The sequence below is a fragment of the Bacteroidia bacterium genome (genome assembly GCA_025056095.1).
GTDB lineage: Bacteria > Bacteroidota > Bacteroidia > JANWVE01 > JANWVE01 > JANWVE01.
Map to the genome: position 1 here is coordinate 1 of JANWVW010000273.1, position 3,283 is coordinate 3,283.

Annotated in this window: 3 protein-coding genes; all 3 read right to left on the minus strand. The window is 38.8% G+C overall.

Annotation, left to right across the window (positions count from 1 at the left end):
* Positions 1-122: 122 nt before the first annotated feature.
* The 3 genes from NZ519_13230 to NZ519_13240 all read right to left on the minus strand — a co-directional run bounded on the left by NZ519_13230 (position 123) and on the right by NZ519_13240 (position 3,242).
* Entirely contained in the window at positions 123-1,547 is a 1,425-nt protein-coding gene (locus tag NZ519_13230; protein ID MCS7029716.1) for an ABC transporter permease, read from the minus strand.
* 66 nt (positions 1,548-1,613) lie between these two features.
* Positions 1,614-3,014 carry a nitrate reductase gene (locus NZ519_13235; GenBank protein MCS7029717.1) on the minus strand — a complete coding sequence of 467 codons (1,401 nt, stop codon included), beginning with the start codon at positions 3,012-3,014 and terminating at the stop codon, positions 1,614-1,616.
* A gap of 84 nt (positions 3,015-3,098) precedes the next feature.
* Positions 3,099-3,242 carry a hypothetical protein gene (locus tag NZ519_13240; protein MCS7029718.1) on the minus strand — a complete coding sequence of 48 codons (144 nt, stop codon included), beginning with the start codon at positions 3,240-3,242 and terminating at the stop codon, positions 3,099-3,101.
* Positions 3,243-3,283 lie beyond the last annotated feature (41 nt).

The window sequence follows — 3,283 nt, forward strand, 5'->3', positions numbered from 1 at the left end:
GTGAGCGTAGCCCGAAGCACGCCGACCTTGCCCACACAAGCGCAAGCGAAGTGTGGGCAAGGGCACGCCCAAAAAAATAAAAACTAACTTTTCGATAACTGTCCTTCATGCGAAAAAATCTCCTATTTTTTAGAGTAAGATATCCTCGGATCCACTAACGCATACAGTATGTCTGAAAGGAGCATGCCTACTAAGGTCAAAGTACCACTCAAAGTAAAAACAGCTACAATAGTAGGATAATCCCGTGCATGAATAGCACTGAAACTTAATTTGCCCATCCCTGGAATGGAAAATATAGTTTCAATAATTACCGAACCATTGACCAAAGAAGGCAAAATATTTCCTAACAGTGTAATAATGGGTATGATAGAGTTTCTAAAAGCATGCTTCCATATTACCTTACTTTCAGGTAAACCTTTAGCTCGGGCAGTACGGATATAATCTTGCTGAATGTTTTCTAACATTCCTACGCGCATCTGCCTGCTAATAAACGCAAATGAAGTATAAGTTACACAAAATATAGGTAAAAACAAGTGCCAAATCCAATCATTTAAACGTTTGAGTAAAGGCCAGTCCTTGCTGTGAGTAATATCCTGCACACCACTAGCAGGAAACCAATTCAAGTAATCTCCCCCTGCAAAAAAGATAATCAACATAGTAGCAGTCCAAAAAGGTGGTAGAGAATACAAAGTAAAAACCGCCACAGTAGCAATTTTGTCAGATACAGAATTTCTATGTACCGCTGAATGAACGCCCAAAGGCACAGAAATAGAATACGCAATTACGATAGAAATAAAACTAATTACAATAGACCAGCGCAAAGCTTCGGGAATTTTCTCTCGTATAGGTCTTTTGTCTTGATAAGAATAACCAAAATCCCCCTTGATAAAACGAAGTAGCCACCGATGATATTGATTATTCAAGCCGTAAAAATGTATTACAGGAATGTAATTTTTCCACTTTTGGCTATGCTCATGTACGTAGTTAATTTTGTTTTTGAGAACGTCTAAATGAGCTAAACAGGGCAAAAAGTCAGGATGCTTTTTGAATAGGTTTTGTAAAGTGTCAAGATGAATGAGAATGTATTTACGCTCATAGTTAGATTTGAGTTCAAGCATTTTAATTTGAATTTTAGTGTATAATTCTTGGGCTTTTTCATCAGTGGGCATAGTTTTGAGAAAAGCAGTTTGCAGGTTTTTAAGGCTTAAAAAGTAGCTATGGATGGCTTGCCAATTTCCATACTCGGCTATCATTTTTTTTAACATTTTGCGCTCATTTGGCTTATGTACGCGGTAAAGAGTATCGGGCATAGCCATGCTAGCTACCGCAAAATAGAATACAGGTAAATCTAAACCTAACTCATGACGCTTTTGCAAGTACTGCCTTTCGCTAATTTCGTAATTTGTATTTTGAGCATCTACGCTGCCTTGCATCATAATTTCAACAGGGTCGCCTGGGGCATTCAAGCTAATCACAAAAGAAACTAACGAAATGACAATTAAAGTAGGTATAAAAAGCAAAATACGTTTGAGTATGTATTTGAACATTGCCGTCAAAATAGAGTTTGATAAGCAAATCTAACAAAATTGTCTGTTTTGACACAAATGAGATGTCTATTCCCAAATAATTGCTTTGCCTTGTTTTTGCAGTAAATTGCCTTTTTCGTAACTCAATGTACCGTTTACCCAAACTGCAATAATACCTTCTGAAAATTGATTAGGATTAGACACGGTAGCTTTGCCGTTGATAGTTTGAGGGTCAAACAGTACGATATCCGCCCAAGCGCCATCTACTATTCTTGCTCTATCTGCCAGGGGTTGCGGAACCACCTTTTGAGGTAAAATGGTCATTTTTTCAATCATTTTCTCTAAGGGGATACCTATTTTCAAGCCGTGCCTGATACTAGTAGCAAAACAACCTGCTCCACGTGGATGTGAATTTGCCCGAGGTTCACTTTCTATTCCGCCATCTGAACCTATCATACAAAAATCTTCTTTCAAAGCTAAATCCACGGTTTTATCCAAAGGTAGAGTTCCTTCGGGTACAGCAACTAATTTGACAGTTTTACGATACTTTGCAAAGCTTTCTGCGGTTAAGCGTTCTTCTGTACCTACTACTTGTAAATCTTGGTAGTCTAAGCCGTATCTTTCTTGCCAACCTGAATCAAATCGTTTGGAATGAAGGTAAGTTGCCCAATAGGAATACGGATATACGCACACGGTAATCTGTAAGCCCTTTTCAATAGCTGCGCGAATAAGTGCCAAAGCTTGTGGCATGTTGTACGTTCCACCTGTGGAATGTAAGTGATCAATGTGGATGCGCACACCTGTGCGCTCTGCCAAAGCAATTGCTTCTTTTATACCTTCTAATTCTTTTTCTTTTGAAGAGTAACGAAGATGCAAAAAGAAAGTTCTATTGTACTTGTAAGCAATTTTTGCGTATTCCAAAAGCTCTTCAAATGGAGTAGGCTGATATTCAATACTATGAGATACGCCTAAGGCGCCTTCTTCTAAGCACTGTTCTACTTTTTTACATCGTGATGCCAGCGTAGAATATTGGTTGCGGATATTCATTATTTTAGTGGATACTCCATAGTTCACGTAATGTGGCTTTTGTTCAAAGGTAGAATAATATGTTTTAATTTCGTGTTGTCCACCATGCATTTGCAGAGCAGTGGTAACTCCATCCGTGATTTTATACTTTTCTACGATAAGATAGGTGCGTTCAGGATTGGTACTGTTATCGCAAAGAATATCAATAAAACCTGGGGATAGAACGTAATTTTGAGCATTGTATGTATGCTTGGCAGTGTAGTGTTCTACTCCATCAAGGACAATTCTACCTGCTTCATTTATACCAATGGTTAGAATTTGCCATTTTCCTTGATAGAATACTTTAGCATGAGTAATTTTGTAGAGTAAAGTTTTTTCTTGTATGCGAAGATAAGGCAAAGCTATTGCCCCTGTCAATAGCGCGTTACATTGAGATAAAAACTCTCTTCGAGAGATAAGCATAGTTTTAAGTGGCAAAATTACTCAATCCTTAAAAAGTACTGAATGGACAGCTCTTTATGCTTGGGCATATTAAGATTTTTGAAACTATTTTAGCTTGATTTTTTTGGGCGTGCCCCTTGCTGGCGCAAGGGTCGGGGCATTCCGCACTGCGCTTCGCTTCGGTACTTCGCTACGCTTCGTACTGCCCTTGCGGGCATGCTCCATGCCCCTCACGCAATTGAATAACACTCCCTCAATACCCTCAACTTGACCTTATTTACCTCATCCAA